The sequence below is a fragment of the Streptomyces turgidiscabies Car8 genome (genome assembly GCF_000331005.1).
Classification (GTDB): Bacteria; Actinomycetota; Actinomycetes; order Streptomycetales; family Streptomycetaceae; genus Streptomyces; species Streptomyces turgidiscabies.
In genome coordinates this window covers 1-6,929 of the sequence record NZ_AEJB01000551.1, presented here as the reverse complement: position 1 = coordinate 6,929, position 6,929 = coordinate 1, and the positions used below count along the sequence as shown (strand labels likewise).

At 69.2% G+C, this 6,929-nt stretch carries 7 protein-coding genes; 1 reads left to right on the top strand and 6 read right to left on the bottom strand.

The features are described from left to right. Positions 1-21 precede the first annotated feature (21 nt). Genes STRTUCAR8_RS39590 through STRTUCAR8_RS39565 form a run of 6 tightly spaced genes read right to left on the bottom strand, consistent with a single transcriptional unit; the run spans position 22 to position 6,057 of the window. A complete protein-coding gene (locus tag STRTUCAR8_RS39590) occupies positions 22-813 on the bottom strand; it encodes an enoyl-CoA hydratase (RefSeq protein WP_006382002.1) in 792 nt (263 codons plus the stop codon). Positions 814-839: 26 nt separating this feature from the next. Next, the gene (locus STRTUCAR8_RS39585; RefSeq protein WP_006382004.1) at positions 840-1,988 is read right to left on the bottom strand and encodes an acyl-CoA dehydrogenase family protein; all 1,149 of its coding nucleotides are present in this window, start codon (positions 1,986-1,988) and stop codon (positions 840-842) included. Next, the gene (locus tag STRTUCAR8_RS39580) at positions 1,985-2,839 is read right to left on the bottom strand and encodes an acyl-CoA dehydrogenase family protein (protein WP_006382000.1); all 855 of its coding nucleotides are present in this window, start codon (positions 2,837-2,839) and stop codon (positions 1,985-1,987) included. Before STRTUCAR8_RS39580 ends, STRTUCAR8_RS39585 begins: the two co-directional genes overlap by 4 nt. After that, positions 2,829-3,734: an NADPH:quinone oxidoreductase family protein gene (locus tag STRTUCAR8_RS39575; RefSeq protein ID WP_234372630.1), complete on the bottom strand. Its 906-nt coding sequence runs from the start codon at positions 3,732-3,734 to the stop codon at positions 2,829-2,831. The genes STRTUCAR8_RS39580 and STRTUCAR8_RS39575 overlap by 11 nt, the downstream gene beginning before the upstream one ends. Before the next feature lie 32 nt (positions 3,735-3,766). Then, a complete protein-coding gene (locus STRTUCAR8_RS39570; protein ID WP_006381999.1) occupies positions 3,767-4,783 on the bottom strand; it encodes a phosphotransferase family protein in 1,017 nt (338 codons plus the stop codon). Beyond that, complete coding sequence (locus STRTUCAR8_RS39565; RefSeq protein ID WP_006381998.1) at positions 4,780-6,057, bottom strand: acyl-CoA dehydrogenase family protein; 1,278 nt, start codon at positions 6,055-6,057, stop codon at positions 4,780-4,782. The genes STRTUCAR8_RS39570 and STRTUCAR8_RS39565 overlap by 4 nt, the downstream gene beginning before the upstream one ends. A 176-nt stretch (positions 6,058-6,233) precedes the next feature. On the opposite strand from STRTUCAR8_RS39565, the gene STRTUCAR8_RS39560 reads away from it, so the two are divergent. After that, positions 6,234-6,884, top strand: a complete 651-nt coding sequence (locus STRTUCAR8_RS39560) for a TetR/AcrR family transcriptional regulator (protein ID WP_006382003.1) — start codon at positions 6,234-6,236, stop codon at positions 6,882-6,884. Positions 6,885-6,929 lie beyond the last annotated feature (45 nt).

The following is a 6,929-nucleotide window of genomic DNA, read 5'->3' as shown; positions in this document are numbered from 1 at the left end:
GGCCCTGTTCGTGCGAGGGCGTCACTGGCCCTTGATGTGCTCCTTCATGCCCTCCAGCCGGGTCAGCACCGGATACCCGCTCACGCTCAGCGCGTTCCCGTGACCCGTCTCGTGGATGTCGAACACCGACTGGACGGCCGCGTAGAAGCCCTGTACGTCCAGGGTCTGGTTGACGGCCCGTTTGGCCTGGCGCAGGCCGAAGGGCGGCATCTGGGCGATGCGGTCGGCCAGGTCCATGGCCGCCGCGTCGAGTTCGTCGAGCGGGACGACCTGGTTGACCATGCCGGCCCTCTCCGCCTCGGCAGCCGTGACGGCCCGCCCGGTGAAGAGGATCTCCTTGGCCTTGCGGGCGCCCAACTCCCAGGTGTGGCCGTGGTATTCGACGCCGCCGATCCCCATGTGCACGACGGGGTCGGAGAACTCGGCGTTGTCGGCGGCCACGATCAGATCGCAGGGCCAGCAGAGCATGAGCCCGCCCGCGATGCACTTGCCCTGCACCGCGGCGATCGACGGTTTGGGGATGTTCCGCCAGCGCAGGGTGTACTCCAGGTACCTGCGGCTCTCCGCGTTGTAGATCCACTCCAGGGTGATCTCCTTCGGGCCGGGCCAGCGGTCCTTCAGGTCGTGCCCGGCGGAGAAGTGCCGCCCGTTGCCGCGCAGCACGATGACGCGTACGTCGTCGTCGGCCGCCGCCCGGCTCCACGCGTCGTCCAGATCGTCGAGGAGCGACATCGTCTGGGCGTTGGCGACCTCGGGCCGGTTGAGCGTGATGACCGCGACCCGGTCCTTGACCTCGTACAGAATCTGGTCCATCCGCGTGCTCCTTGTCGGTCCGGCGGCTATCTGGGCAGGCCGAGGATGCGCTCGGCGATGATGTTGCGCTGGATCTCGGAGGTGCCGCCGGCGATGGTCCCGCCGAAGCTGCGCGCGTACCGTTCGAACCAGCTGGAGGAGAACACCTCCATGTTCATGTGGAAGTGCGGGGCCGTGGAGACGGGGTGGCGCAGGGCCTCCGTACCGTGTGCCTCCAGGCCACGCAGGGTGGCGTTCTGCACGGCCTCCGAGCCGAACAGCTTGAGCACGGACACCTCGGCCGGGTTCCGGTCGGTGCCGAGCTGGCGGTACCCCAGCAGCTTCAGCGCCTGGAAGTCCATCTGGAGCGTGGCGTACCACTCCTCGTCGCTCGGCGCGTCCCGGATCAGGTCCTCCAGCCGCTCGGCGTAGCTCAGCCACAGCAGGGTCCGTTCGTGCCCGAGCGAGCCGTTCGCGACCTTCCAGCCCTCGTTCAGCGGGCCGATCAGGTTCTCCCTGGGCACCCGGACGTCCGTGAAGAACACCTCGTTGAAGTCGAAGTCGTCGGGGGCGGCGATGGACCCGAAGGGCCGCCTGACCACGCCCTCCGTGTCGGTGGGGACGATCAGCACGCTGATGCCCTTGTGCTTGGGCGCCTCCGGATCGGTGCGTACGAAGGTCAGCAGCACGTCCGCGTCGTGGGCTCCGGAGGTCCACACCTTCTGCCCGTTGACCACGAAGTGGTCGCCCTCCAGGGCCGCGCGGGTACGCAGCCCGGCGAGGTCGGACCCGGCGCCCGGCTCGCTCATCCCGAGGGCGGCCGTCAGCTCGGCGCGCAGAATGGGCGCCGCCCACCGCCGCTTCTGCTCGTCGGTGCCGAAGCTCAGGATCGAGGCCGCGATGATGCCGACGCCCTGCGGATTGAAACTCTGGTAGATGCGGCGCCGGGACATCTCCTGGGCGTGGGCCAGCAGTTGGGGCAGGGTGGCGTCGCGTCCGCCGTACTCGGGCGGGTTTCCCGGCACCAGCCAGCCCGCGTCGAACAGCTTCCGCTGCCATGCCCGGGCCCAGGGCGGCACGTCCGCGCTCGACCTGGCACGGGGCACCGCCTCCTCGGCGGTGGGGAGGTTGGCGTCGAGGAACGCGGCGAACTCGGCCCGGAACTCCTCGATTCCGGGGTCGGCGGCGAGTCTCATACCAGCAGCGCCTTCCTGTGCACGGCCGCTGTCCCCAGCAGCAGGTCACCGGCCTTGGCCCGTTTGAGATGGATCTGCAGCTCGTTCTCCCAGGTGTAGCCCATCGCGCCGAAGAGCTGGAAACCGCTCTGGAAGCAGAGTCGTTGGCACTCCCCTGCCGCCGCCTTGGCCATCGCCGCCGCCCTGGCCCGTTCCTGGTCGTCCTCGGCGATGGTGAGGGCGCAGTAGAGGGCGAGCGCCCGGGCCCGTTCGATCGCGACGTACATGTCGGCGGCCTTGTGCTTGACCGCCTGGAAGGACCCGATGGGTACCCCGAACTGATGCCGCTGCTTCACATGGGCGACCACCAGATCGAGGATGCGCCGACAACTGCCGACCGTGGACATGGCCAGCCCCATCAACGCCAACTCGGGTACACCGGCTACCAGTTCTAGGTCGGAGTTGACCCGAGCCACATGGATCGTCGGGTCGAAGACGGCGACGCGCTCGGCGCGCACCTCGGCGCCGCTGCGGACGACGACTCCCTCCGACGTGAGGAGGGCGATCTCGTCCGCATGGTCCGCGTCGAGGACGTACTCCCCGAGCCCGTCAAAGACCGCCGTGCCGGAGCCGTTCGGCAGCCGTCCGGCCAGGGGCGCGAACCAGGTGGCCGTGGCCAGGAACGGTGTCGGATCGGCGGCGTACCCCAACTCCTCCAGAATGATCGCCAGTTCCACCGGAGGAGCCTCCAGCCAGCCCAACTCCACATACATTGCCCAGAGTTGTTTCTCGGGCAGGGCTCGCGACTTGGCCACCGTCTCGCGGACCACGCGTTGCAGCAGCCGCTGGTCCTCGTCGAATTCAAACTCCACGGGCGACCTCCAGAAGGACCTTGCCGATGGCACCGCGGCCCAGCCGCAGCGCGGCGCCCACCTCTTCGAGGGGGTGCACGGCATGGATACGAGGGTGAATGGCCCCCTCGGCGAACAGTCGGTGCAGTTCGGTGCGGGCGGCGACCAGCTTCGCCCGGTCGTGCCGGGCCCAGCCGCCGAAGTCGAAGCCGTGGATGGTGACGCCCTTGAGCATCGCGAGATTCAGCGGGATGGCCGGGATCTCCCCGCTCGCGAATCCGACACTGACGAACCGTCCGCCCCAGCGCATCCCGCGCAGCGCCTGCTCGGAGTGCGGCCCGCCGACCGGGTCGACGACGACATCGGCGCCGCCGGCCTCCTGCAGCGCCCGTTTCAGGTTCTCGTACGGCAGGACGGTGTGGGCGCCGAGCTTGGCGCAGGCGGCGCGTTTCTCCTCGCTGGAGGCGACGGCAACCACCTCCGCGCCCAGCAGCAGGGCGAGTTCGACGGCCGCGAGACCGACCCCGCCGGCGGCTCCCAGCACCGCGACCCGCTCGCCCTCACGCACGTCGGCGACCAGGCGCAGGGCGTTGAAGCCGGTGGCGTGGGAGACGCCGAAGGCCGCCGCGCGTTCCATGGGCACGGCGGCGGGGACGCGGTGGAGGCTGGTGGCGGGGACAGCGACGCGTTCGGCGAAGGCGCCGACGAAGACGGAGCCGAAGACCCTGTCCCCGGTGCGGAAGCCGTGCCCGTCCCGAGCGATCACCCCGGCGAACTCGCTCCCCGGAGTGAAGGGCACCTCGGCCTTCACCTGGTAGGCGCCCTCGATCACCAGCACGTCGGCGAAGTTGACCGCCGCGAAGTGCACGTCGACCAGTACCTCGCCCTGCGGTTCGGGGACGTTTTCGAGGGTCACCGGACCGCCGAGGGTGTGACAGCGGGCGGCCCTCACAGCCGGGTCGTCGCGGCCAGTTCGGCGGCCTGGGCGGCCATCGTCAGGACCGTGTCGCCGTAGTAGGCCATCTTCGGGTTGCCGCCCTCGCCCTTGACGTGCCGGGCGTAGCCGCCTTCGAGGACGATGGCCATCTTGAAGCGGGCCAGCACCACGTAGTAGTCGATCTCGCTCACGTCCCGGCCGCTGACCTTGGCGTAGTGCTCCAGGAGGTCGGCGCGGTCGGGCATGCCCTCGTAGCTGACGTACCCCTTCTGCGAGCGGTCCTCGTCGGCGTCGGGCCAGCCCATGATCACCCAGGCGAGGTCGAGGAGCGGGTCGCCGACGGTGGCCATCTCGAAGTCGACGAGGGCTGCGAGGCGGGCGGGGGCGCCGTGCTGGAAGATCACGTTGGCGAACTGGTAGTCGCCGTGGATGATGCCCGGGGTCCAGTGGCTCGGCCGGTGCGTGCGCAGCCAGTCGGCGGCTGCGTCGAGTCCGGGTATCTCGCGGAACTTGAACTTCGCCAAGTGGGCCTGCCAGCGGTCGACTTGACGGTCGTGGAAGCCGTCGGGCCGGCCGAAGCCCTCCAGACCCTGTGCCCGCCAGTCGACGTTGCCGAGCCGGGCGATGCCCGACACCAGCTCGTGGGCGAGGCCGGGGCGCAGGGAGAGGTCGCTCTTGAATGGCTCGGGCCAGCCGCCCTCGACGTTCATCGGCGACCAGCCGTCGACATGGCCCATGAGGTAGAAGCAGGACCCGATGACGTCGGTGTCCTCGCACACCGCGACGGCCTCCGGGTGCGGAACGTCGGTCCCGTTCAGGGCGTTCAGCACCCGGAACTCACGCAGCATGGTCTCGTTGCGGCCCGGCGGAACCTTCTCGGGCGGTTTGCGCAGCACCAACCGCCGGTCGCCGCGCCGGATTTCGAAGATGTCGTTGGAGGTGCCCCCGGAGATGAGGGAGATCTCGACGGGTTCGCCGGGGGCGATGTCCTGGCCGTCCAGCCAGCGGGCGAGCGAGTCGGTGTTCACATTTTCTCCAGCTGCTCGCGGGCCCACTCCCGGCGTGCGGGCAGATGCTGGGTGGGCCAGAGTCCGGGGGTGGCCTCGTAGCCGCGCAGCAGGTCGCGGGCCACGGTGATCTTGTGGACCTCGGTCGGTCCGTCGACGACGGCCATGACGGCGGCGCCGGTCCACATGTCGGCGAAGGGCATCTCGTTGGAGACGCCCAGGGCGCCGTGCAGATGCATCGAGCGGTAGACGATGTCGTGCAGCACCTTCGGCGTCAGGAACTTGATCGTGGCGATGTCCTTGCGGACGCGCTTGTAGTCGTTGTACCGGTCGATCTGCCAGGCCGTGTGGAGGACCATCAGCCGGAACTGGGTCAACTGCGCGTAGGAGTCGGCGAGATCGGCCTGCACGAGTTGCTTGTCCGCGAGCCGGCCGCCCTGGGTCTCACGGGACAGCGCGCGCTCGGCCATCATGTCCAGCGCCCGCTGACACTGCCCGACGACGCGCATCGCGTGGTGAACCCGGCCGCCGCCCAGCCGGGTCTGCGCGATGGCGAACGCCTGGCCCTCCCCGCCGAGCAGCGCGTCACCGGGGACGCGGACCCCGTCGTAGGCGATCAGCGCGTGCATGCCGTCCTCCGGGCCCTCACCGAGCAGACCGACGTTGCGTTCCATCCGGATGCCAGGGGTTTCGCTCGGCACGAGGAACATCGACATGCCCTTGTACGGGCTGACGTCCGGGTCGGTCACCGCCATCACGATGACGAACTTCGAGGTGCGGGCGTTGGAGGAGAAGTACTTGCGGCCGGTGATGACCCAGTCGTCGCCATCGCGCTCGGCCCGGGTGGTGAACATCGTCGGGTCGGCTCCGGCCTGCGGCTCGGTCATCGAGAAGCAGGAGAAGCACTCGCCTTCGAGGAGCGGGCGAAGGTAGCGCTCCTTCTGTTCCTCGGTGCCGTAGCGGGCGATGATCTCCGCGTTGCCGGTGTCCGGAGCCGCCGTGCCGAAGATGACGGGGGCCCAGCCCGACGCACCGAGGATCTCGTTGATGAGGGCGAGCCTGACCTGCCCGAACCCGCGTCCGCCCAGCTCGGGGCCGAGGTGCGGTGCCCACAGCCCCTGGTCGCGCACCTGTTGCTTGAGGACCAGGACGACCGGCCCGGTCTCGTCGTCGAGGGGATGGTAGGCCCGGTCGGGGTAGAGGAGGTCCAGCGGTTCCACGCGCTCGGCGCGGAAGCTCCTGATCCACTCCAGCTTCTCCTCGAACTCGGGCTCGGTGGAAAAGTCCCATGCCATGTCAGACGACCCTCGTTTCGACAGCTCGATGCCGCGCGGGCACTGCTCCGGTACGTCCGCGATGCAGGTGAGAATAACATTCTCGTTCCATGCAAGTAAGGGTCTCGAAAGTTGCGGTGCGTGATTCGGTAGGGAGCTTCGCCTGATTACCGCTCAAGTGCAGTATCGTTCTGCGGGTGACCGCCATCCCCGAAGAGCCAGCCTGGCGCCAGCGCGCCGTAGAGCGATCCACCCGCGCCGCCAAACAGCGCGCCGAGCAGCGCGTTCAGCGCTTCCTGGACGCCGCGCAGGAACTCATCGCGGAGAAGGGGACGACGGACTTCACCGTCCAGGAGGTCGTCGACCGTTCGAAGCAGTCGCTGCGCAGCTTCTACCAGCACTTCGACGGCAAGCACGAGCTGCTGCTCGCCCTGTTCGAGGACGCCCTCTCCACTTCGGCGGTCGAGATCCGCGAAGCCACGTCGGGCGCGGGAGAGCCGCTGCCCCGGCTGCGTATCGCCGTGGAGATGCTGTTCGAGCAGTCGCTGCCCAACCCCGGTGTCCAGCGCCCCCTGTTCAGCGACTTCGCCCTGCAACTGCTGGTCAAGCACCCCGCGCAGGTGGCGACCGCGCACCTGCCTCTGCTGAACCTGTTCACCGAGCTGCTGGAGCAGGCCGCCGAGACGGGCAGCGTCCACGCGGACAAGCCCCGCAGGCTGGCGGCGCTCCTCATGCAGACCGTCATGTTCGCCGCTCAGGCCAACGGCGTCCCCTCGGGCAGCCATGCCCAGCCGGTGACCGCCGATGAGGTGTGGCAGTTCTGCCTCGGCGGCATCTCGGGCGCGTGAGCCACTCCGGACACATCACGCACCCCTGACGACTGATCGCCCGCG